At 37.3% G+C, this 23,701-nt stretch carries 15 protein-coding genes; 10 read left to right on the forward strand and 5 right to left on the reverse strand.

Annotated elements, in window-relative coordinates:
- Window positions 1-5 precede the first annotated feature (5 nt).
- The 4 genes from KO529_RS04835 to KO529_RS04850 all read left to right on the forward strand — a co-directional run bounded on the left by KO529_RS04835 (window position 6) and on the right by KO529_RS04850 (window position 7,677).
- Entirely contained in the window at window positions 6-2,366 is a 2,361-nt protein-coding gene (locus KO529_RS04835; protein ID WP_215946767.1) for a hypothetical protein, read from the forward strand.
- 78 nt (window positions 2,367-2,444) lie between these two features.
- Entirely contained in the window at window positions 2,445-4,400 is a 1,956-nt protein-coding gene (locus KO529_RS04840) for a hypothetical protein (RefSeq protein ID WP_215946768.1), read from the forward strand.
- 89 nt (window positions 4,401-4,489) lie between these two features.
- On the forward strand, window positions 4,490-5,740 hold the full coding sequence (locus KO529_RS04845) for an MFS transporter (protein ID WP_215946769.1): 1,251 nt from the start codon (window positions 4,490-4,492) through the stop codon (window positions 5,738-5,740).
- Between the two features lie 155 nt (window positions 5,741-5,895).
- Window positions 5,896-7,677 (forward strand): hypothetical protein, encoded by a 1,782-nt coding sequence (locus tag KO529_RS04850; protein ID WP_215946770.1) that lies wholly within the window; start codon window positions 5,896-5,898, stop codon window positions 7,675-7,677.
- Window positions 7,678-8,341: 664 nt separating this feature from the next.
- On the opposite strand, the gene dgoD is transcribed toward KO529_RS04850, so the two are convergent.
- The 5 genes from dgoD to KO529_RS04875 all read right to left on the reverse strand — a co-directional run bounded on the left by dgoD (window position 8,342) and on the right by KO529_RS04875 (window position 13,495).
- Window positions 8,342-9,505 carry a galactonate dehydratase gene (gene dgoD / locus KO529_RS04855; RefSeq protein ID WP_215946771.1) on the reverse strand — a complete coding sequence of 388 codons (1,164 nt, stop codon included), beginning with the start codon at window positions 9,503-9,505 and terminating at the stop codon, window positions 8,342-8,344.
- A gap of 6 nt (window positions 9,506-9,511) precedes the next feature.
- A complete protein-coding gene (locus KO529_RS04860) occupies window positions 9,512-10,270 on the reverse strand; it encodes an MBL fold metallo-hydrolase (protein ID WP_215946772.1) in 759 nt (252 codons plus the stop codon).
- The gene (locus KO529_RS04865) at window positions 10,257-11,033 is read right to left on the reverse strand and encodes an SDR family NAD(P)-dependent oxidoreductase (RefSeq protein ID WP_215946773.1); all 777 of its coding nucleotides are present in this window, start codon (window positions 11,031-11,033) and stop codon (window positions 10,257-10,259) included. Before KO529_RS04865 ends, KO529_RS04860 begins: the two co-directional genes overlap by 14 nt.
- A gap of 29 nt (window positions 11,034-11,062) precedes the next feature.
- The gene (locus KO529_RS04870) at window positions 11,063-12,367 is read right to left on the reverse strand and encodes a DUF4380 domain-containing protein (protein WP_215946774.1); all 1,305 of its coding nucleotides are present in this window, start codon (window positions 12,365-12,367) and stop codon (window positions 11,063-11,065) included.
- Window positions 12,368-13,270: 903 nt separating this feature from the next.
- Complete coding sequence (locus KO529_RS04875) at window positions 13,271-13,495, reverse strand: tyrosine-type recombinase/integrase (RefSeq protein WP_215946775.1); 225 nt, start codon at window positions 13,493-13,495, stop codon at window positions 13,271-13,273.
- Between the two features lie 681 nt (window positions 13,496-14,176).
- Between KO529_RS04875 and KO529_RS04880 the strand changes: the two genes are divergently transcribed.
- The 6 genes from KO529_RS04880 (at window position 14,177) to KO529_RS04905 (ending at window position 23,644) form a co-directional block, all read left to right on the forward strand.
- Complete coding sequence (locus tag KO529_RS04880; RefSeq protein WP_215946776.1) at window positions 14,177-15,163, forward strand: SGNH/GDSL hydrolase family protein; 987 nt, start codon at window positions 14,177-14,179, stop codon at window positions 15,161-15,163.
- On the forward strand, window positions 15,160-18,141 hold the full coding sequence (locus KO529_RS04885) for a PVC-type heme-binding CxxCH protein (RefSeq protein WP_215946777.1): 2,982 nt from the start codon (window positions 15,160-15,162) through the stop codon (window positions 18,139-18,141). Before KO529_RS04880 ends, KO529_RS04885 begins: the two co-directional genes overlap by 4 nt.
- A 429-nt stretch (window positions 18,142-18,570) precedes the next feature.
- Window positions 18,571-19,614, forward strand: a complete 1,044-nt coding sequence (gene asnA, locus KO529_RS04890) for an aspartate--ammonia ligase (RefSeq protein ID WP_215946778.1) — start codon at window positions 18,571-18,573, stop codon at window positions 19,612-19,614.
- Between the two features lie 168 nt (window positions 19,615-19,782).
- A complete protein-coding gene (locus tag KO529_RS04895) occupies window positions 19,783-20,721 on the forward strand; it encodes an alpha/beta fold hydrolase (protein ID WP_215946779.1) in 939 nt (312 codons plus the stop codon).
- Window positions 20,722-21,992: 1,271 nt separating this feature from the next.
- Window positions 21,993-22,934, forward strand: coding sequence for an NAD(P)-dependent alcohol dehydrogenase (locus KO529_RS04900; protein WP_215946780.1), 942 nt, complete (start codon window positions 21,993-21,995; stop codon window positions 22,932-22,934).
- 53 nt (window positions 22,935-22,987) lie between these two features.
- A complete protein-coding gene (locus KO529_RS04905) occupies window positions 22,988-23,644 on the forward strand; it encodes a DNA alkylation repair protein (protein ID WP_215946781.1) in 657 nt (218 codons plus the stop codon).
- The last annotated feature ends 57 nt before the right edge of the window (window positions 23,645-23,701 follow it).

Here is a 23,701-nt window from a genome sequence, read left to right on the forward strand (position 1 = left end):
AGAAAATGAAGCTGCATATTAAATTTACATATGTGCTGCCGATAATATTATCGTTGTTTTTGAGCTCAAGTTGCAAAGACAAACCGGCTAGGACCTTTAAGTTACCGGGTTATATAATATCTGAAGATTTTTATAAGAATATTCCACTAGAATCACAAAGGAAGATTAGTGCTTTCAGCCAAAAGATGGATATTGGGGAAGAGCCATCTTTTGAAAACGTTTCCGCTATTTTTCCTAAGATGCAATATCCCCCAACTTTAGTGGGGGTTAAAGAACATATGGGGAAGTACCTTGTTAATTGGGATGGCGGTATCGTTTGTTCCCCAGTGTATATTTCTTTCGAAGTAGGGAATGATTCAATACCCTTTGGAAGAGTTCGAGAGAAAAATGTTAGTAGATCCCTTTTAGATGGCTATCTGCCCGTTGTGACAACAAATTACACACTGGATGGGATTAACTATGAACAAACTGTTTTTGGATATTCTAAAGAACTTTCTACGGAAAATCTACAGATTTCCTTTGTTAGAATGAAAATACGGAACTCGACCGAGAATAAGAAAGATACTAAATTATCAGTTTACCTAAGACAGGTTGAAGAAGAGATTAAGGATATACCTTTTAAGGAAAAGCTCACATTAAAGGGCAATGGAATACAAAATGAAAACAGAAATATTATTTTTTGGGCAGAGCAAAATGGGGGAGCCTTTCAGAACGATAAACTTACCTACGACCTATCACTTAATCGCTTGGAGGAAAAAGAACTTTACTTTCGTTTTCCACATCTTCCAGTAACACAAGATAATGCGGATATTTTAGAATTAACAACCTTTCAGGAAGCACTGAAAGAAGTTAAGGTGTTCTGGAGAAATTTAGTAGAACGCGGGATGCAGGTGAATGTTCCTGAAGAGATCGTAGAAAAAGCCTATAAGACGTGGCTTATTAACAATTTTTTATTGGTTGAAGAAGATAAAAGTAGGGAGTATTTCGAGGTACACGATGCACCCTTCGTATATGAAAGAGTTTATGGTTTTGCTTCTGCCATGTACATGTATACTCTCACAACCAGAGGATATTTCGAAGAGGCGAAGAAGGTCGCTGATTTATTGATTAAACTGCAAAGGCCAAACGGTGGATTTTCTGGAGTAAAAGCATTCATACCACATCAAAATGGAAGTATTTTATATGCAATTTCGCAACTTTATAGGAAGACTAATGATGCCAAATGGTTCAAAACGGTTGTCCCCAATATCATTGCCGCTTGTGATATGATTCTTCAAGATCGAGCATTAAGTCAGGAATTGATCGATGGTGAGAAACTAGTTAGTTATGGCCTCCTTTCCAAATATAAATACTGTGAAGATGAGGTAGGAGGCTCAACATTATCAAGGGAGTATTTAGCCAATGCTTGGTGTTGGGCCGGATTAAATCAGGCATCGATTGCGATTGGAGAATTAGGCGATGAATACCAAAATGAGAGTTTAAGGTTGAGAAAGGCTGCGGATGACTTTAGAAGTGACATTTTTGCTTCGATGGAGAAGGCAATGATTAAGGTGGATAGTCTTAATTTTCTTCCGATGGTTGTTGACAATACAGAACCATTCAACAATTTACATGAAAGTCGTCTATCACTTTATTATAATATTCTTGCCCCTAGAATGTTGGAATCCGAGATATTTGATATTGATGACGAAAAGATAGATTGGGTACCAAATTTTCTCGAACAAAGAGATGGGTTAGTTTTAGGTTTGGCTCGATTTCAAACGGAGCCCTATGGCGATATTGATCCCCACTTTATTGCCGGTTATGCCATAACAAATCTTAGACGCGATAAAATTGACAAGTTCCTACTTTCGTACTATGGTTTATTGTCTTATGGAATGGCTCGAGAAACTTTTTCTACACAAGAATGTAGTTATATTGTAGACGGAACTGCAGATTACTTTAAAGAGAATGGGGAGAAACATTGGTCAGCTTCTAGACAACCCCATCTTCATTCTTCATCAGAGCTCATACGGCTAACAAATATGATGCTAATTAAGGAGGAGAAAGCAGAAATTTGGCTGACTCACGGCGTGCCACGAGCCTGGCTTGAAGATGGGAAGGTTATAGAGGTGAAAAAAGCTCAGACTAGCTATGGACAGTTCAATTTTTCTATTAAATCTCAAGTATCGCAAGGATTCATAAAGACGAATATTTCAGCACCCAATAGTAAACAACCTACTGTCATCCGGTTAAAGTTGCGTCATCCAGAAGGAAAGCAGATAAAAAAAGTGGAATTAAACGGGAAAGCGTGGAATAATTTTGGAGGCGAAGTAGTAAATATACATGACCAAATAACCGAAATTTCAGTTGTGGCTTATTATTAAAAGTATATCCGATTAATTTCAGCAATCGATGAAAAGCATTCGGTGTTGTATTAAGTAACATTAACAAATTATAGAATTATGAAAAAAGACAACTCTGGCAAAATATCAAGAAGACAAGCAGCGAAAATTATCGGTGGGGCAAGTTTAGGCATTTCTATGAACACATCTTTAATTGCTCGGACACCATTTTTTTCTTCTGATATGCCAATGAAAAGCAAAGTAAATTCCTCTAAGAATATTTACCACGCTTATCGCTCATTCTGGCCAGAGCTTGAAGCAACAAAAGAATTCAAAAATCTAGGAATAAACACACGTTGTTTCTTCGCATCAAATACCATTAATTCTGCGGGTTTCGAGTATTGTAAATATCCTAAAATTTGGAAAGGTATTAAGGAGTATGATTTTACAGCTTATGATGCACAGGTAGAAGACCTATTGTCTGCGAATAATGACGCTAATTTTATGTGTATCATAGATTTAAATATGCCTGATTGGCTAGCACGCAAATTTGCCTATGACAGTTTTTCAGAGATTTCTCATGCGGCCAGCGATAAGGATTGGATTGAAATAACAACGGAATGGATGCTCGACTTTATAGCATATTCCGAGAAAAAGTATGGTGACAAAATATTGACATATATACTCTCAGGGGGTGGTACTTCAGAATGGTACGAATATGATCGAGGTAGAAGCAGTAGGGTAAAAAATAAGGCTTGGAAGGAGTGGACAAACAAAAACGACTTCTCTTATGGTGACGATGTTCCAAGTGCAAGTTCATTAGGCACTGCCGCCCATGAGAATTTGGTCTATAATCCGGAAACTGAAATGGAAAAAATTCAGTATTGGAGATTTCACAATGAGGTAATAGCGGATGCAATTCTTCATTTTTCAAAAGTAGCGAGAGCCAATATAGGTGAAGGTAAGGAAATCGGCGTTTTTTATGGGTATTACCTAGTAAGTCCGAAAAAAATCGTTTCGTTTGGACATCTTGACTATGAAAAGGTTTTTGCAAGTCCTGATATTGATTTTTTTATTAGCCCTGGAAGTTATAATGACAGACAGATTGGAGGGGGAAGTGGTTCGCAATTGATACATGGAACACTACTACGTCATAATAAACAGTATTTGCATGAAATAGACCATCGAACACATGTAATCGAGAAAAATGCGGGAAGTGGATGGAAAACTCAATCTGATGATGTCGCAGGTTTAAAACGAGAAGCTTTTTTCGCTTTGATTAATAATTCTTCACTTTGGTGGTTCGATATGTGGGGTGGATGGTATCAAAAGAAAGAAACACAACAGTTAATACAGCGATTAAAAGTGATTTCAGATGAATATATTAATGACAAACCTGGTTCAATAGCAGAAGTCCTAATGATTGCAGACCCTCAAAGTGCCCATTATATTATAGATAAAATGCCTTTGGGTTATGATATGGCCCAAAATTTCCGAAATAAGCTTAACAAAACAGGCACCCCCTTTGATGTTTACTCGTTTAATGATATTCCTGAAATTGATCTTTCGCGCTATAAAGTGATTTTTCTACCGGCAATGTTGCTTATAACAAATGACCGAGAAAAAATTTTGAAGAATTATATTTTGAACGAAAACCGAACTATCGTATGGACATATGCGCCTGGCATATGTGATGGCAGATCTCTCGACATATCTCGAATAAAGGAGTGGACAGGTGTGGATTATAAAACAACAGGGCCAGTTACTGTAGACATGAAAGGATGGAAGTCTGTGTATGCATTTAAATTTGAAACCTTGACTTCCACAGCGATGAAAAAAATAATGCGAGATGCTGGGGTTCATTTGTATACTGATGAGGAAAATCCTGTCTATGCCAATGAACGCTTACTTGCAGTTCATTTTAAGGAAGGTGGGAAAAGAAAAATTTCCCTACCAAAGTCATGCAAAAAGGTAATTAATGTGTACGATAATAAAGTAGTTGGAAGGAATTGCAGTGACTTTATTTATGATTTTTCTTCACCGGATACTGTATTGTTTGAGATTTTAATCAATTGATTCTTCAACATAAGTCAATGTCATTGTTATTATAAAGGGGCGGTAATTCCGTACAAAAAATACAGTATTAATTTAGCTAAAGTGTTATTATGATAAATATTAAAAGAAATGATTTGTACAAATGGGAACTTATAGCTTGGTTATGGTTAGCTTTCTTTTTTAATCAAGCCGATAGGCAGGTATTTAACGTCCTATTACCTCTTATCAAAGAAGATCTGGGACTCACTGACACTCAGATCGGTATCATTTCCTCTCTATTTGTTCTTTGTGTTGGCGTATGTATTCCAATCGCTGGTTTTGTAGGTGACCTCTATAGTAGAAAAAAAATCATAATAATTAGTTTGTTCTTTTGGAGTGTAGCTACATTTTTTACGGGTATGAGTTATACCGTTATTCAATTAATATTACTTAGAAGTCTAGCAGTGGGAGGAGGTGAGGCTTTTTATGCTCCTTCGGCAAATGCCATTATTAGTGAATATCATAATAAAACTAGGGCAATGGCAATGTCAATTCACCAAACCTCTTTATATATAGGTGTGATTTTAAGTGGAGTTATAGGTGGTATAATTGCTGAGCATTTCGGTTGGAGGAGTGCATTTTACATTTTTGGTGGTTTTGGAATTCTGCTGTCAGCCCTTTTGTTATGGCGTTTAAAACCTTCAAAAAACATAATACCTTCATCCAATTCTAGTGAAAGGAAAAAATTTATAAAAGAAGCATTCTTTATTCTATTCAAAAAACCTTCTATTGTACTGCTCGGAGGATCTTTTGTCTGCTTGGTATTTGTCAATGTTGGCTATTTGACTTGGATGCCCTTGTTTCTTCACGAAAAATTCAACTTATCAATAACTGATTCGGGCTTTTCATCTATGTTCTATCATCATATTTTCGCCTTTGTGGGCATAATAGGGGGAGGAATATTGTCTGATAAGTTAGCTGTTAAATCAAAAAATTATAGACTAGTAATCCAGGGCATAGGGTTATTGCTAGGGGCACCTTTCATTTTTGGCATGGGGCAAGCTACTGAACTTGTTTGGGTATATATTTACCTAGCTGGCTTTGGATTATTTAGAGGAATATATGAAGCAAATTTTGTAACAACCATATTTGCAGTGATTGAGCCAAAGTATCGAGCCTCCGTTATTGGACTTGTATATCTATTTGTGTTTTCTATTGGCTCCATATCTCCATTTTTACTGGGATACTATAAACAATCTTTTGGTCTTTCAAACGGAGTTTCTGCACTAGGCTTTGCTTATATACTAGGTGGAATACTTGTTTTAATAGCCATGAAGTGGTTTTTTAAAAAAGACTCTATACTTCAAACAGCAGAGTTGTAATCAAATTTTTGACGCAAAAAGAAGCTATTGATAATCAGATTGATGCAGTATAAAAAGGGTAATAATCATTATTCAAAATACAGGAATAAAATTTAAACAAATAGAAATTAATTAAACACAACTCAATACTAATTGAGTATATAAATTTATAAGGTATGAATAGTAATGCGAAAAAAGAGTCAGATAATTTTTTATATAATGAAAAGCAATTTCATTTAGGAGTATTACCTACTGAACAATCAAATCCGAAAACATATAATTTGGATTTAACGTTTGCTTCAAATCCATCTGAAGGAGTAAAGATGTTGTTATCTGTGGACAGGGATGTTCAGGAAATGGCGGAGAGGGTAATTGCAGGAGGGGAATTTGAAAAAATGGTTAAATCAGGAGTTAACGCAATTTTGAAAGGTAAAAAAATTGTTTTTTCAGGATGTGGGGCAACTGGGCGTTTGAGTATTCTATTAGAATCGATGTGGAGATGTTTTTTCAGAGACCTAAAGCAGAAACATCCGGAAATATATGAACAGACAAAAAAATATCACAATTCGGTATTTAGCATTATGACAGGGGGGGATTATGCGCTTATTAGATCTGTTGAATATTTTGAGGACTATCATGAATTTGGAAGGCAACAGGTTAAGGAAATGGATATTGTCTCGGGTGATGTTCTAATAGCAATTACTGAAGGAGGGGAGACATCATCTGTAATTGGTACCATTGAAGAAGCTGCAGATAGGGGCGCAGATATTTTTCTTTTGTTTAATAATCCAACTAGTATTCTTGCTAAGCATATTGAACGTTCAAGAAAGGTAATAGAGGACACTAGGGTGACAGTTGTAGACCTTTATTGTGGACCAATGGCACTTGCAGGTTCAACAAGAATGCAGGCCACGACGTCTGAACAGTTGATAGCAGGTGTTGCCTTAGAAAAGATATTAGGCGAGTTGTTTAAGGGAGTTCTAAATGCCAATCAGTTGGAGATGTTAAATATTCGTGAGATTGATTATGCCCAATCTTTTAATTCGCTTTTGGATGAATTACTTGTTGATACAAACCTTGATACGTTGGCACAATATATTTCTTTGGAGAAAAATATTTATGATCAAAATGGTTTGGTAACATATTTTGCTCAGGAGTTTCTGTTGGATATTTTTACGGACACAACGGAGCGGGCACCAACATTTATGTTGCCCCCGTTCAAAAAAATTGATGATCTCGTTTCTCCCCCTTCATGGGCTTTTGTAAAGAATCCGGTTATGCCGACAAATCTTGCATGGGAATATGTATTTGGTCGCCCCGTTCGATGTTTGGAATGGGATAGTAATCTTTATCGTCAAATGGGCACTACTGATTCACTTGCTAGTGCACCTCCTCAATTAGATAAATCGCAGATTGTGAAATTCCAAATTGGAAACGAAGAAGATGATTCGCGGTTATCAAAAATTCCGAATGTTGCCGTAAATGTGATGAGCTCAAGAGAAATGAATAAACCTGAATATTCCACCTATCAAACTGCTTTTCAGAAAAGTACCGCTAATTTCCAGCGGACTTTGGACTTGATTATAGGTGATGGCAAGAATAATTCTGATTTCAATATATTATGCTCGCCAGAAGTTTCTGTGTTTAATATCATGGAGCATATGGCCGTAAAACTTGTTCTCAATACTATTTCAACAGGAACCATGGTTCTGATGGGTAGAGTGACAGGTAATTGGATGAGCTGGGTTGAAGTTTCAAATAAAAAACTTAGGGATAGAGGAATCCGGTTAATCTCAGAAATATGTAATGTGTCTTATGAAGACGCCTGTTATGCTTTGCATGAAACACTTGAAGAATTCAAAATAACAAATACTGAGGGTAAAGAAAAACTATCTCCCGTTCAATATACTATAAAAAAAATAGGTATAAGGAGCAATATAAGGCCTTCCAGTAAATAGGGTATTACAGGTAAGAGATACTTAGTTTAATTTTGGGATGTGAGTTTCGAGTTGTCTATATATTATCTCAGGTTCCAGTGACATCCATTAATTTCAATTGGCCAATGAAACCACTTTTATAAGACAAGGTTGACCGCTAGTTGTATTAACTAGGAAGGTCACCTCGTGAAAAAATATTAGTTTGTGTATAGACGCAGTAGGTGTATTTAAACCTTAAAATACTATACGATAAGTTGAGTTGTGAGTTAGTTTAGTTGGAGATAGGGACGTTAGTAAAATTTCGTTCCTATTTTTTGGTTAAAAACTGCTAGCAACCATAATTACCAGGTCGGATATTATTCTAAATTAAGTAATAGATTTATCGCGGACGCAATTCTTGATTATTAGCACATATCTTCATCATGATTAACTTCAAAGGGTAAACGATGATAAACAAGCAAACAATCATAACATGCGAATGAATCAACTTTTAGAAGTTTATTTACTCTTTACATGTTCATTTGCTCTAGGTAAAATACTTTTTTACGTACCCTATCAGGTCATACCCTATTATTAAAAAATATCCGTATTTATGGTTTAACCATAAAACATTGAATCGGTATATGGCATGTGTTTTTCTGTCCAGGTCTATGACTTGTTACATAATAAATATAGCCATATATTTTTAAAAATAGAATTTCGCATTATCAGGTCGTATATCCGTTAGATCACCACTATAGTGTCTTAATTCCTTTTTTTTATAAGGATGCTTTTCAATTTCCTTTTCATTAATATCAATTCCTAAACCTGGTTTATCTGGAATGGTCATTTGCCCATTTTTAAAAGTAATTTCCTCATTGCAAATTTCCGATCGCCAAGGCACATCACTGCTCATAGTTTCCAACAAATAAAAATTAGGTACACAGGCGGCCAACTGTAATGTGGCTGAATTGGCTATAGGGCCACTGGGATTGTGGGGACAAAAAGGAATATGATATGCTTCGGCCATAGCGGCAATCTTTTTCAACTCCATAATACCACCGGCATGACTTACATCAGGCTGGATATAGTCCACTGCTTTGAGTTCGAATAGACTTCGATATTCCCATCTATTATATAATCGTTCCCCTCCGGAAACCGGAACCTTGATCCTTCGCTTTACCTCGGCCAAACCCTCAAGATTCTGGGGAGGAATAGGTTCTTCATACCAAAGAATATCAAAATCGGACAGGGCATGTCCAATTCTAACGGCAGTAGGTATATCAAATCTCCCATGCGCTTCTATGATAATATCAGCCTCATCCTTTACTGCCTCATATACGGCCCCAATGCAATCCATGGCATCGTTCAACTCCTTACGGCCGATCTGTAAATAGGCCGAACCAAAGGGGTCCCATTTTAATGCATGAAAACTATTTTTAATGGCCAATTTAGCCTTATCAGCAAATTCCTGCGGTGTTTTGGCCGGAGCAAACCAACCATTGGCATAACATGGAACGGACTCCCTAACTTTACCTCCTAACAACTGGTACACGGGCACTCCCAAATCCTTTCCTTTTATATCCCATAGTGCCATCTCAATGGAAGAAAGCGCGCTCATTAGAACCGCACCACCTCGCCAATAAGCATTGCGGTAGGCTAGATGCCAAAATTCCTCTATTCGATGTGGGTCGTGCCCTATTAACAAACTTTCAAGTTCGTGACATGCTTTTGCTACAGTATGTTCCTTGTACTCCAAAGTGGCCTCTCCTACACCATAGAGGCCATCGATATCGGTATATACTTTCACAAACACCCAATTGGTTCTGTAGGCATGGCAGATGTACGTTTTTATCGCAGTTATCTTCATGTTTTTTTATATTAAATGAATTAATTTTCTAATTCCTGGGATGAGCTCAAACGCATCAACATTCAAGGCTTCACACTCTTTAATAAAAGGCTTTGGGTTTTCGGTATTTTCCGCAAACATGCCATAATGCATGGGAATGGCCCTTTGAGGACCTATTTTACCGACCAAGGAAACTGCTTCCTGCCAATTCATATTTCCTAATTTACCATTGATACAGACCAGAACTAAATCAATCTTGCCCTTGGCAAGAGCTTTAACTTCCTGTACTAGATTTTCCGAAAAGGTAGTATCCGCACTTAAATAGATCTGCATATTGTTCATCATTAGGATAACCCCTACGGAATAGGGATCTGAATGATAAGCTGGTGTAACCACCAATGTAAAATCCCTAAATTCATATGATTTGTTTTTAGACACAACGTTCATAATGGACTGGTCAAAATCCATTGTTTGGGCTTTGTCTATAACACTTTGCGGCCCATAAATTGGAGCCTTGGGATATTTTTTATGTATTTGGGGAAGGGCAATTGGGTCAAAATGGTCCAAATGATCATGGGTTATAAAAATGTAATCGGGATCAAGCTCATTTAAGTTAAGTGGAGAGTCAATAAGTCGCTTGTATCCCTGACGCTGCTCCACGATGTCACTAATAAATGGATCAATTAATAAACGTGATCCATTTATTTCAAACAAAAAACCACCCTGTCCTAACCAAGTGATGTATATTGGGTTATAATCCATAATAAGTTCTCTATTGATCGACATCCATGGGTAAATGCTGTGCGGAACAACCGCCATCTACTACTAGTCGTTCTCCATTAATGTTTTTAGCTACATCCGAAGCCAAAAAAGCCACAGCTTGGGCGATATCATCTATTGTAGCTTCAATACCAATTGGGATATTTGACCTTCTACGAGTAACATGGTCAACTGTAAGTTTATCCCATCTATCCGTGAAGATATATCCTGGTGCAACCATATTTACTCGAATCCCTTTAGGGCCTAAATCTATTGACATTGAGCGGGTAAGGGCATCAATTCCACCCTTGCTGGTCACATATGCAGTTCGATCGTGTATAGCGCGCGTGGAAACATTAGAACCCAAATTAACAATGACGCCTTTTGATTCTTGGTTGAGCATTAATTTAACGGCTTGTTGTGAAACTTGAAATGTGCCAAATAAATTAGTTTTTAAAACTTTTAGAAAATGTTCTGGTTCCATGGTATCGAACTTCATACCAATTCCCTGATCGACAGCATTATTAACTAAAATGTCAATTTGCCCGAACTTTTTGTGAATTAATTTGAACATCTCTTTTACTTGTTGTGTATTAGTTATATCAGCTTTAAATTCATGAAAATTTACTAAGCCCATTGAGTTTAACTTCATTGCGCCGTTTTTTACACCTTTTACGGTACTACCATTAATGCATACTTTTGCACCCTCCTTAATGAATAGTGCTGCAATGCCTACTCCTGTATTTCTGGTGGCACCAGTCACTAGAACAACTTTGTCTTTGAATCTCATTATTAGTTATAATTTGAATTTTGAATTATTTAACAGCAATTTTGTACATTAATTTCATCGATTGTTCCTATGTAATTATTTTTCAGATCATATAGATTTGCCGATATTATGTGGTTGGTATTGAGAAGTGGTATGGTTTTTTTTATTGCTAGCTTTATTGTGGTACCTTTCAAGGGAGATACCTGAGTTTTATATAAATCTCTTAATTTTGAAGTATCAATCTTATCTGCATCGTTAATTTGTATTTTTAAAATACCTTTATAAAAAAAACCATAATTTCCTATAATTTCGTAACTATTTTTTTGATTGGTTGCATACATATTACTGACAATTATACCTAACTTATTTACATCCATTATCTCTTGTCCTTTGCCGATTGTAGATAGCGCAATTTGATATTGAAAATCTATTTTTTTTCCTGGAAGTATATTTACAAGAGGAGACAAAATTTCAATTTCCATATAAGGAGGGGTTAATGATGGGTCATTTTCGAATATTGTTAGTTTATTTCTTGAATAGATAGTCCCGATGCCATTTGTCCATATTTGGACGGACGTGTTGTCAGGATATTCCAGATGCTTCTGAACACTAAATTTATATATAAGGACTTTTCCTGTCGTTTTATCCAAAAAAGCGACCCAATCAGAATCTGTATCCAAGCCAACTTTTCCAATCATATATTTATAATCAACTACTAGTTGTTTTTTATCGTTTAAGCTATATTGTGGATTATTGACAACCCCATGCATTACCTTGTAACCGCTATTGTATTTACTGTCAGTTGCTGTTGGACAAATGATTTGAAATTGTCCTTCTGAAATTAATTTTCCAGTTTGTACCTGACATACCGGCCAGATAGCCCATTTTTGAGAAACATTCTTAGTATTATGAAGTGAAGCTTTAATTACTACTTCTGCCTTTTTTTTGGATAACATAATATCCCTTTCCATTTGTAAGCCTCTAGAAAAGTCTATAGGGCTTTTTAAAGTTAGGACAATGTTGTTTCCATCCCCATCTTTCTTTGTCAGAGTATAAACACCACTATCTAAGATAGGGTCTGGTGGTCCTGGCCATTGACTGTCATTGTCCCAGCCTTGGGGGGCTGGCCATATCTTTTCACCTCCAAAATTCAACCATGACCCTTCTTTGCCTAACCTAGAATCATTAACATGTTTTCCTACGAACTCTGGGTTCACAAAAAGGAACTCATGGTCATGCATCGCTAATTGCATTATGCGACCACCTAGTTGAGGAGCTAAATAAAGTTTAATCCAATCACTTTGAAGCAAATGGGCATCCCATCCTAAATATTTAGTAGTAGAAAATTTTATCATTTATAAAGGATTTATACATAAGCATAAGAATTTCAGAAACTTAGTTTTAACTACAAAATATTATTGAATATTTTATATGAATTCAGACCAGGCCTTAATTCTCAATTTGTTGTATGGAACAATACATTGTTTTATTAATTATAGCTTTATCGGTATTGGAACATTAAATTTTAGTTCTTTCCATACGCCAATAGTATGGAGGAAATTAACAGGTTACTCTATTCAATCTAAAAACCTGGACGCCACAATTATACTTGTGTGGTGTGGTGTGGTGTCAAATATATGAAATTTTATTTATATAATTCGTTGAGTTTTTTAAATAATATTAATTTTAGGAAAAGAGCGGCAAATGATTGCTAGACCTAAATCCTTATCGGCAATATTCGATTCAGCCATAATGACAGAACGGAAATCCATGACTTAGCAAAGAAATACCCGGAAATAGTCAAGGAGTTATCGAGAAAATAGCATAATTGGGCAAAAAGAACCAATACAATTCCCAAGCCCATATAAATTACAATTTTTTATTAATACTGACTGCCGTAGTACATTCGAGAATCAAAGCGAATAGTTCATAGATGCTTTGCCATAGATAATTTCATTATTAAAATGAGTAATAAAAGATATTTACTTACAAGTTACAGGGTAGGTTGTCGAAGGTTAATATGATAGTAAATCGAACTCGAATGATTGAAATTCAGAGGAGGGGGTTAAGGAAAGGTTATAACCGCTTGTTCTGGGTTTCGGTAAAATGAAAGAATTGGTAAATAGTTTTACTAATAGTTATTTTAATCGTTGGTCGTAGTATTTGTGTAATTCTTGGCCTCTGTAAAAAAAAATCAGGTATCAATCGGTGATTTTATTGGTCACTATTGGCAGTCCAATTATTGATCGAAAAATAATCTAAGAAACCACCATCTCATTAGTCTCATCCAGAACATGGTTGGTAAAGCTTTTTAAATAAATTTCAGTAGTCCTAAGGGAATTATGGTCCAGACCTTTACTGATCATCTCCGTTGGGGTCCCCATAAACTTGGCGATGGTGGCCCAGGAATGGCGGATGGTGTAAGTGGTGAATTCCTCTTCAATTCCTGCATCCGATGCAATGGATTTGAGATGGCCGTTCATCCTTCAGCGTAAGGATTTATATTTTTCATAACATTTTGAATTCCCACCATAATTGCCAGGCAATTGATAATGAAGGATCACCGCAGTTAATCCTTCAGCCATCGCGATAGATGAAATTGGGGATTTCATCTTAAAACTTCTAAACAGTCCTGGGGTATCAGCTTTATTTTTAAATTAGATGATTAATGATATAAACGATTAATAAAAATATAATCCGGTCAATAGCCTTTGTATTATTCTTGAGTATATGCTCTTGTAAAGAAGTTCCAAAAAATACCGAAACTTTACGGGTAATCAAGGACGGTAGCGCTAAGAATTTATGTAACTTTTTTAAGTTCACTGGAAATGATATTCCAATAATTAGTGGCCATAGAGGTCAAAGGGCAACTCGGTATGCCGAAAATAGTATAGAGGCTTTTGAAAATGTTCTTAAATATGCACCTGCATTTTTTGAAATTGATCAAAGGCTTACAAAGACAGCATTATAGTGCTAATGCACAATGCCTCCCTGGAAAGGATCACCAATGGTAGAGGTAAGGTGATTACTAATCATATTAGACGTATTACATTTTAAAATTTAGTAATGATTAAAAATATTTTTGACTGGTATTATCCAAATTGGTCATAATAAAATAGCTTTTGTCTTATTTTCGTAATTAAAACCGGCTCAAAAAAGTCAATTTGGATTTTGAATCTGCTTCGTTACAAACTAATGAACTTAGAATTTATAATATGAGATTAAAATGCACCCACAGAATTCACTTGCTAGTATTAGTTATCCTATTAGCATCCTGCAATTCCAAATCCACGCCTCTGCAGGGACCACTTGGCTTTAAACAAAACGAAAAAGTTATCTTTCTGGGGAATGCTTTCTTTGAAAATGCAATCGCTAACGGAGAAATTGAAACGACATTCTCACTTTGCTTCCCTAAAAAAAATATCACTTTCCGCAACATTGGTTGGAGCGGGGATAATGTTTACGCACACGCACGCACACGGGCACGTGACGGACAACGATTTGGGAGCCCCGAGGAAGGCTTCGGAATATTGGCGGAACAAATAACCGACCTTAAACCGGACAAAATATTCATTGCATATGGTTTTAATGAATCCTTTGACGATGACGCTGGTATTGAAGCTTACCGCAAGGGCCTAAACCGCCTTTTGGAAATGCTCGGTCAGCATTGCCCAGAACTTATTCTTATTTCTACCCTACCTATGGAAAAAGGTTTCGGTATACCCGAAGAGCACATAGAAGCACGAAATAAGGAGCTTAAAAAGTATGCGGAAACAACCAAAGAGGTAGCCGTTGAAGGGGAGTACCGTTTCATTGATCTATTTGCCCCGTTCAGCAAAGTGAATAAATACACAACAAACGGCGTACATCTTTCGTCAACTGGATACCGCAAAGCTGGAGATCTGATTGCAGAAGCATTAAAATTCCCCCAACTAGCGATAAAAATTGACGCTAAAAAAGCCGACGATATCCGCAATGCTATTATCAAAAAGAACACACTTTTCTTTCACCGTTGGCGACCACAGAATGATGCATATGTCTACGGACTTCGTAAACACGAACAACGCATTGCTCAGGAAGAACCTGCACAGATCGAGCCATTTATTGCAAAACAGGAATTAGCAATTACATCCTTACTTGAGAACTTATGATTAATAATATAAAACGAGCATTACAGTTATTTCTCTGCATCGGTCTATTGAACCAGACCCTACAAGCACAAAATGATCTGCAGTACATACCAAAACCAGACCTAAAAGAGGAGCTAGCCTCCTTTTCCCTTGTTGATGGTTTCGAAATAAATCTTTTTGCCGCAACCCCTATGATGGAAAAACCTACCCAAATTAATTTTGACAACGAGGGCAGACTCTGGGTTTGTGGTAGCCATTTGTACCCTCAATTAAACGTAAATGAGGAACCAAGTGACCGGATCGTAATACTTGAAGATACTGATAATGATGGGGTGGCCGATAAGTCTACCATTTTCTATGATAAGTTTATTATGCCTAATGGGATACTTCCAGATAACCAAGGTGGGGCCTATGTTGCAAGCAGCGACAAACTTATTCATCTTAGTGATACAGATGGAGATGGGAAAGCAGATAAATCAGAAGTCTTACTCACTGGGTTTGGAACAGAAGATACACACCATACCCTCCATCGCTTTGGTTGGGGTCCTGGAGGGAAAATATATATGCAGCAAGGCTTTTACGTTTCTTCAAATGTAGAAACAGCCTATGGACCACGTCATCTCAATGGTTCGGGTATCTGGTCTTATGACACGGAGACGCGACGATTGGAAATTTTCTCAAAGGGATATATAAATCCTTGGGGACATTCAGTCAATTATTGGGGTCAGTCCTTTGAGGCTGATGGTGCAGGTACTGGTTTTGGGCACAGTTTTCCAAACGCTGTTCTTTTAACTTCTCCCGGCGAATCCCAAGCCTTGCCCTCACTCACCCCTAACAGTCCCAAAGCCAGTGGTATTGAAATTATTAGTGGGAAACATTTTCCACCATCATGGACGGGTAATGTCATTACCAACGATTTCCGTGCGCACATAACAGACCGCTACTCCCTTGAAGCAGATGGTAGCTCCTATATCGCAAAACTTGAGCATACTTTTCTAAAATCAAAGCACATATCCTTCCGTCCTGTAGATGTCACAATGGGTCCGGATGGAGCCCTGTATGTGGCAGATTGGTATAGCCCCATTATACAACACGGGGAAGTTGATTTTCGCGATCAGCGAAGAGATCACGTGAATGGTCGAGTCTGGCGAATTACTGCAAAGGGAAGGCCTCTACTTCAAAAGCCCAACTATAATGAGTCTAGCATACCTGAATTGTTAGACCTCCTGAAGGCAGATGAAAACTGGGTGAGACTACTAGCGAAACAAACGTTAAAGACAAGGGAAGCTAACCAGGTTATTAATGCTATTGACAAGTGGTTAGGAAACCTCAACTCTCAAGGTTCTGACTACGACCATCACAGACTCGAAGCGCTATGGACAGTGCAGACTCTCAACTTAATGGATATAGACTTACTGAAATCTGTATTGAAATCGAAAACAGCAAGTGCTCGATCAGCTGCTGTAAGGGTTCTCTACTATTGGAATGAAAAAGTGCCCGATGCACTTGTCTTACTTGAAACTGCCGTTCAAGACTCAGATCCCAGTGTCAGACGTGAAGCGATTACTGCGCTGAGCAAATTCAGGTCAGTTGAGGCCTTCAATACTGCCCTGCTTGCCTATAATCCCAATATGGATCAATCCTATTCGTTTGCATTACGTCAAACCTGCCGCATATTATCTAAATATTGGCTCCCTTCCGTCCACAATGGAAATCAAAAACGTCAAGCAGAAGATGCCGCACTCATCTTTGCTCTTAAAGCAACAGAAGACCCTAGTGCAACCCAGCCGTTAATTGATTTTTATAAGAATAGTAAAAATCCCGATGCAGGCATCTTGACTGTAATAGGAAAAATGGGTGAACCTGCGCAATTAAATTTTCTTACGGAAATTATTGCTAGTGTAAAGGGCCACCCTCACAAAAGAGATGCGGCCAACAGCCTATTAATTGCTGCAAAAAATAGAGGTATTTTTCCCACTAAGAATAAAGATAAGGTACTCCAAGACCTTTTTACATTCGGCGATGAGCATATCCAAGAAACTGCCTGTTCGCTTACAGGTTATTGGAAAAGCACAAAATTTATCGATATACTAAAACAAAAACTGAGTAAGCCGAACACAAGCTATGCTATCCAAGAAAGTGCCGCTCAAGCTCTGGCGATGTTTAATACGGATGACATTGGTGAATTCTTTGTGCAGATTATTAGTGAAGACCGTTCCATTACCACAACTAAGTTAGCAGTAGCTGCATTGGTCCAAGTTGACCTGGATGAGGGGGTAGAAACAATAACCCAACTGTTAAATAAAGAACTTGACGAAGAAACAATCGATTACTTAATCAAGACGGTCATAAAGAAAGAAGGAGCCTTTACGGCCTTTAGTTCAGCATTGGAAGGAAAAACTTTAGCTGCCAAAACCGCTGCACAAGCCTCTCGTTTTGTACAGGCATCCGGACGTGAGGGAGCAGAGGAATTAATGGCTGCCCTAGCTAAAGCAGGTTCTATAAAAACCGCCTCTGGTGATGCGAATTATGACCGAAGTACTCAGGATCTCATGACAAAATTAAAATACGGAGACGCAAAGAAAGGAAAGGAAATATATCTAAGGCCTCAAATGGCTTGTACCACATGCCACAAACTCAAGGGAGTTGGCTCTAGTGATGTGGGACCTGATTTAGGTAGTATTGGTGCTAGTGCTCCAGCAGACTACATCATCGAGTCATTGATTGAACCAAACAAAAAGATAAAAGAAGGTTATAAATCGTCTGCAATCACAACAATAAATGGGGACTTTTATGCAGGCTCAATAATTTTTGAAGATGCGAACATGATTAAAATTAAAACTTCTGCAGGAACAGAAGTTTCCCTGCAAAAAAGTAAAATTGAATCTCGTGAGGCAAGTAAGGTTTCAATGATGCCCGCCGGGCTGACAGATTCCTTAAGTGAGAGTGAATTTATTGACCTCTTGAAATATCTCACCGAACTAGGGAAAAGCCATTAATTGGGATAAACTTCAAATCAAGCAATAATGCATACCTTCTTAATGGTAAAGAGTGATTATTAGTAATAAATGCAAACATGGAATATAAAGAATTGGACCTATTCCTAGCGTGTTATGAAAGACAAACTTGACCGGGCTTTGAAGTAAATAAAAAAACTCGCAGTGCTAGCTGCGTGGTTTTGAATTTGCAACATTATTTAAGAAGTTTTGAAAGAACCACGTCCAGTTTTCTTACCATATTATGATCAAGTCTCTTTTATTAAGCATTTAATAGTTATCACTAGGATTTAACGGGAAGAAGTCAATAAAGCATCCTTAATTTATCACTTATTACCGTTTTGATATTCTTTCTATTTATTGCACTTTTGCGTTTTATTTTACACTAAAAACTTGGCAAGTCGCTAATCATCTAATTAAAGGTTACATAGAATGGATTACAAATTGCAAATCCCGAAAGGATATCATCCGCAATTAAATATGCAAGAGACAGAACAAGCAATTAAGTTGATTAAAGACTTTTTTGAGCTTAGTTTGTCGTCCGAATTGAGATTGAGAAGAATCACCGCTCCTTTGTTCGTAAAAAAAGGATCTGGAATTAATGATGACCTTAGTGGCGTAGAACGTCCTGTTACCTTTCCAATAAAAAGTATGGATGATGCCGAAGCTGAAATTGTCCATTCGCTTGCCAAATGGAAAAGACTTGCTCTGGCCGAGTTGGGAATTGAGTCAGGTTACGGAGTGTATACAGATATGAACGCATTACGACCAGACGAAGTTTTTTCAAATATACATTCCATATATGTAGATCAGTGGGATTGGGAAAGAGTGGTCTCCAAAGAAGAAAGAACTATCGATTTCCTAAAATATATTGTAAGAAAAATTTACAGCATTTTTAGAAGGGTAGAATATGTTGTTTACGAGCGTTATTCTCATATAAAACCTGTACTTCCAGAAGAAATTACTTTTATTCATACAGAGGAATTGGCAGAACAGTATCCCAATCTTTCCTGCAAGGAAAGGGAAACAGAAGCTGCTAAAAAGTATGGTGCAGTATTTATTATAGGAATTGGGGGGCTACTCCCAGAAGGGATAAAGCATGATGGTAGAGCTCCGGATTATGACGACTGGAGTACCGAAACCGAAAATGGTCTTAAGGGTCTAAATGGAGATATCCTTCTGTGGAACCCTGTACTTGAAGATGCCTTGGAGCTTTCGTCTATGGGAATCCGCGTTGATAAAGAAGCACTTAATAGGCAACTGGCGATTGAAGGTAAGGAAGATAGAAAAGAATTAATGTGGCATAAGATGCTTCTTAATGATGAACTTCCATTATCCATTGGAGGTGGTATAGGTCAGTCCCGTCTCTGTATGTTCTTCCTGAAAAAAGCGCATATTGGAGAGATTCAGACCAGTATCTGGCCCGAAGAAATGATTGAAGAATGTAAGCAAGGGAATATTCCCATTCTTTTCTAGGAACCCCACGCTTTAACATACTTTTAAAATGGCTGCCAATACTTTTTGGCGGCCATTTTTATTTTAATCATTATTCGTAATTGACGGCACATTTATGTGTAGTAGATTTGTTTGGGTACTTAGGTTCTTTTTGGAAAAGTGGTCCGAGCAATTTGTATATTGCATTCTATGAGACTATTTCTATTGCTTGCTTTTTTTGTTTTATGTGTTGGTTGTACTGACAAATACGATAAATATAAAAATCCACCAGAATATATTACAACCCCATCTGCTTCAAATGCTGCTTATTTTGAAGCTTATGACGAGACTTTAAAATTGTGGAATGTCCCTTATGAGGAATTGTATATTCCTACCACTAACGGAATTGCCCATGTTATTGTAAGTGGCCTTAAAAATGCAGATCCTGTGGTATTGCTCCACGGAATGAATGCCAGTTCTACCATGTGGTATCCAAATATCGAATCCCTTACCAAAAGCCATTGTGTGTTTGCGATCGACTTTATTTTGGAAGCAGGGAAATCTTATTTGTCTAATGATATTGAAAGTGTTGAAAAAGTTACCGATTGGTATAAGGAAGTTTTATTTGCCCTGGAGTTGGATAGCTTTCATCTCATTGGTGCTTCCCGGGGTGGTTGGTTGGCTGTTAACCTTGCACTGGACGATCAGAAAAAAATAAAAAGCCTAGTATTATTAAGTCCGGCACAAACTTTTACATGGATCAAGCCAAGTACGGATTTATTAAAGAATATAGTTAGGATATTTTCTTCAAAGGAAAAACAAATGGAGCAGAGCCTGGAAAGCATGTCCAGTAATGTAGCCAATATTAACGATGTTTACTTAAATCAATATAAACTGGGTACGGAATTGGAGTCTGAGAACAAATTTATAACCAGCATGCAACCTTTTTCCAATGACGAACTAAAATCATTACAAATGCCCGTTTTGGTTTTAATTGGTGATGACGATATGATCAATGAAAAAAGAACGGTCGCTATAGCCAATATGCTGCCGAAAGGGAAAGGTGAAGTAATACAAAATGCAGGACATTTTTTATCTATCGATCAGGCGGAAACAGTGAATGAAAAAATGCAGGACTTTTTAAAATAAGAACCCTGTCCGTTCTGAGAGTGCACTGTTTTTTTGACAAGGGAAGTTGGCCTTCAATAGATCCAAAAGTAGCATTTGGCAAATTAAAACTGCTTCCTAGCCTTTTTATTTCTGCTGCTTCGGAAATTCCTACTACCTTTTGTTAGGTAATGTACCACAACCAGCGCTATACTGATTATAACCACAGGAATAAGTATCTCGTAAGCCTCAATTGGTAAATCCATAGTCATAATATACAAAAAATCTAAATATAAAGGCTTTACGGACTATATTCAGCGGTATTCACTAGCAGATAAGGATTTTTCTATACTTTATATGTTGACGGAACAAAGAAACGGCCTATTTTTATTTTAGTAGTAAATCAAGGGGTTTTCACACCGGGTTTAGGAAGGCGTCCATAGAGCATTTCACCATAGTGAAAGCGGCCTGGGCGCTGCGGCCGTGGAAAGTCCGTAGATTTCAAGAAAAGAAAAATCAGCCTAGCGTTTTTTGGTTCGTTTTTTGGGCGATGCAAAAAATGAACAGAATACTAATAGTGAGATAGTTTGTTCTTATTAATTCTAATGCACACTAAACTTTTCAGATTTATCCATTTCTTAACTGTCCAATGAAACCGACGCAGGGGGGGCATGAAATCCCAAGATTTTATGTTCCATGCCATGTCCTAAATTATTTCCAAGGCTTCAATGATTCTTTATGGCCATGCCATCTCTATCAGGAAAGAAGATCGACCTAACAATTGACTTTGTAGCCAATGTCCAACTGTATTAACAACGATCAAATATTTTTCGTTAATAGTGTTTTTTTTTTTTTGGTATTGAACTGTTGGCATCTATGGAGTTACCTATAACTTATCACCAATCAGGATCATAAACTAATACAGGGTGAAGCTGTGGAAAAAGAATGGAACTATTTAGTCCATAGTACCATAAAATTTTGCAACACAATCTGTATACATTTATCCTATTCTTTTTAAAAGCGAATGCAACCTACTTACCAAATTAAAGGAATACCATTCCATGGCTATTATCGACCTTTATAAATATAGCGGATACTAAATTCAATATTTACTAACTTAGGACCAAATACCTGGTTGTATTGTTTCCCCTCATTACAGCAGCGATAATTTTATTGGAATTAGAATAATTATAAGACGCTAAAATGTATTTAGAGATGTCCCTTGGAATGGAATTATTTGTACCGCTACATAGGTCCATAGGTTGGGATTCATTTAATAATATGTTGAAAAATCAGCTAACATAACTTCAGTAATGAAAGCAATAGTATACAATAAGAAAGATCCATCCGATAAGTTAATATATTGCGATGTTGAAAAGCCTAGGCCAAACAACAACGAAGTATTGATAAAAATTGTTTGTGCCTCATTAAATGCAGCGGATTACCGTTCTATGAAAATGGGAATTACACCGAAGAAAAAAATCTTCGGATCTGCAATAGCGGGTAGGATAGAATCTGTGGGAAAAAATATCCGACAGTTCAAGCCTGGGGATGAAGTACTCGGAGACCTTTCGGATTTTGGATTTGGTGGATTGGCAGAATACGCCGTGGCACCTGAAAAGGCCTTAGCGCTAAAACCTGCGAAAATTTCGTTTGAAGAAGCTGTTACTTTACCTGTTGCAGCTACAACAGCCTTAAAAGCATTACGTGACAAAGGTAATATCCAAAAAGAACAGAAGGTGTTAATTGTTGGTGCCGCTGGCGGAGTTGGAACCTTTGCTGTGCAACTTGCCAAGTATTACGGGACGATTATAACAGCCGTATGCGGTCCCAAAAATATGGAGCAAGCAAGAGCCTTGGGCGCAGATCATGTAATTGATTATACAAAGGAGGATTTCACCAAAAGTAATGAACGTTATGATCTAATTGTGGCTATCAATGGCAATTATCCACTTTTGGGCTATAGAAAAATCTTAAGTTCGAACGGTACATATGTCATGGTAGGTGGGGGGTTATTACAAATAATGAAGTCTATTTTTTTCGGTTGGCTGTTGTCGTTCGGAAAAAAGAAAATGCGATATCTTTCGGCCAAGTCAGACCAAAAGGATTTGGATTTTGTAGTAAAGCTCTTAGAGTATCACAAAATAAAGCCGGTGATAGAAAGAAGATATTCACTTGACAGGACAGCGGAAGCCATGCAATATTTAAGTGAAGGTCACGCACAAGGCAAAGTAATTATAATGTTGGAGGGATAAATTAACGAACAAATGAATTCGAAAGCAAAACGGAACAATGAAACCATAAGATAATGACGGCAAAAGAATTCATTGACACTTTAAAAGACATTGGCCAGCAATATTCGAGAGGTATTCCTAAAAGGGAGGTGTTTTATTTAGCGAAAGATTTTCAGTGCATGCCGGTTGCTGAGGTGGTTAAATTACTAAGGGACGAAAATTACGATCACCGACTTGGTGCAGTATCCATCTTGGACTGGAAAGCACGCAATAAGAAAACCTCAGAAGGGGAGAGGCGGGATGTATACCTGGCGTATATAGAAAATCATAAATATATAGACGATTGGGGTCTGGTAGATAGGGCCGCACCCTATGTAGTGGGTGGGTATTTGTTTGATAAGGACAGAACGCCCTTATACAATTTGGCAAAATCCCCAAACCCTATGGAAAGAAGGACAGCCATAGTAAGTACCTACTATTTTATAAGAAAGAATGAATTGAATGACACCTTTAAAATTGCCGAAATCCTTGCAAATGATACAAATGAATTAGTCCAAAAAGCAGTGGGTAGCTGGATCAGGGAAGCAGGCAAGAGGGACGAAAATAAATTGAAAGTCTTTCTGGATGAATATGCTCCAACCCTAGCTAGGGTTACCCTAAGATACGCCATTGAGAAGTTCAGCCCTGAGACGCGAAAACATTATTTGGGATTGGGCAAAAAGAATACCTAAAAACTACCGTCAACAAAGTATATTGCATGTCTTATAGAACACGAATCATAAACTAAA

The sequence above is a fragment of the Arenibacter algicola genome (assembly GCF_018860365.1).
GTDB classification, from domain to species: Bacteria; Bacteroidota; Bacteroidia; order Flavobacteriales; family Flavobacteriaceae; genus Arenibacter; species Arenibacter algicola_B.

What these genes read in the sequence shown, in the direction of transcription:
- KO529_RS04835 (WP_215946767.1), top strand. Translation starts at nt 6, where the DNA reads ATGAAGCTGCATATTAAATTTACATATGTGCTGCCGATAATATTATCG.
- KO529_RS04840 (WP_215946768.1), top strand. Translation starts at nt 2,445, where the DNA reads ATGAAAAAAGACAACTCTGGCAAAATATCAAGAAGACAAGCAGCGAAA.
- KO529_RS04845 (WP_215946769.1), top strand. Translation starts at nt 4,490, where the DNA reads ATGATAAATATTAAAAGAAATGATTTGTACAAATGGGAACTTATAGCT.
- KO529_RS04850 (WP_215946770.1), top strand. Translation starts at nt 5,896, where the DNA reads ATGAATAGTAATGCGAAAAAAGAGTCAGATAATTTTTTATATAATGAA.
- dgoD (WP_215946771.1), bottom strand. Translation starts at nt 9,505, where the DNA reads ATGAAGATAACTGCGATAAAAACGTACATCTGCCATGCCTACAGAACC.
- KO529_RS04860 (WP_215946772.1), bottom strand. Translation starts at nt 10,270, where the DNA reads ATGTCGATCAATAGAGAACTTATTATGGATTATAACCCAATATACATC.
- KO529_RS04865 (WP_215946773.1), bottom strand. Translation starts at nt 11,033, where the DNA reads ATGAGATTCAAAGACAAAGTTGTTCTAGTGACTGGTGCCACCAGAAAT.
- KO529_RS04870 (WP_215946774.1), bottom strand. Translation starts at nt 12,367, where the DNA reads ATGATAAAATTTTCTACTACTAAATATTTAGGATGGGATGCCCATTTG.
- KO529_RS04875 (WP_215946775.1), bottom strand. Translation starts at nt 13,495, where the DNA reads ATGAACGGCCATCTCAAATCCATTGCATCGGATGCAGGAATTGAAGAG.
- KO529_RS04885 (WP_215946777.1), top strand. Translation starts at nt 15,160, where the DNA reads ATGATTAATAATATAAAACGAGCATTACAGTTATTTCTCTGCATCGGT.
- asnA (WP_215946778.1), top strand. Translation starts at nt 18,571, where the DNA reads ATGGATTACAAATTGCAAATCCCGAAAGGATATCATCCGCAATTAAAT.
- KO529_RS04895 (WP_215946779.1), top strand. Translation starts at nt 19,783, where the DNA reads ATGAGACTATTTCTATTGCTTGCTTTTTTTGTTTTATGTGTTGGTTGT.
- KO529_RS04900 (WP_215946780.1), top strand. Translation starts at nt 21,993, where the DNA reads ATGAAAGCAATAGTATACAATAAGAAAGATCCATCCGATAAGTTAATA.
- KO529_RS04905 (WP_215946781.1), top strand. Translation starts at nt 22,988, where the DNA reads ATGACGGCAAAAGAATTCATTGACACTTTAAAAGACATTGGCCAGCAA.